Origin of the sequence: Bacillus sp. ES1-5 (assembly GCF_022487605.1) — a bacterium.
Classification (GTDB): Bacteria; Bacillota; Bacilli; order Bacillales; family Bacillaceae_G; genus Bacillus_A; species Bacillus_A wiedmannii.
In genome coordinates this window covers 1-529 of the sequence record NZ_JAKVPU010000049.1, presented here as the reverse complement: position 1 = coordinate 529, position 529 = coordinate 1, and the positions used below count along the sequence as shown (strand labels likewise).

1 pseudogene is annotated in these 529 nt (G+C 34.6%); it reads right to left on the bottom strand.

What is annotated here, in order from left to right:
* Positions 1-529, bottom strand: a pseudogene (locus MKO96_RS29230) (RNA-guided endonuclease InsQ/TnpB family protein); the annotation flags it as partial.

Below are 529 nucleotides of genomic sequence, written 5' to 3'. Positions count from 1 at the left end.
TATTCCAACATGGTTCGAAACTGTGACCAAGATACTTCACTAATTGCTTTTGCTAACTTACGATTTTTTAACATATTCGATACTTGCAAATCCTCTATACCGATAACATCGTGGTTTTTGATGATTTCAGTTGAGATTTTGTCCAAGTAATCTTTTCTAGCATTTGATATGTATTCATGAATTCTAGCTACTTTGACTCGTTGTTTATTCCAACGAGAAGATCCTTTCATTCTTCTAGAAAGGACACGCTGTGCTTTCGCCAACTTATCTTCTAATGATTAGAAAAAATTCAGATTTTCATAGGATGTTTCATCTGACAAAATGGCGAAATCTTTTAGCCCTACATCTACCCCAATGTAAGAATGTGTTTTCGGAAGTTCTTGTACTTCTGTTTCAACTAATAGTGACACAAAATATCTACCAGAAGGGTTCCGTCTAACTGTAGCATTTATAATACGTCCCGTTATTTCACGACTTTTGGCAAATCGAACAAGACCTAGTTTTGGCAATTTTATTTTGTTTCCTACAA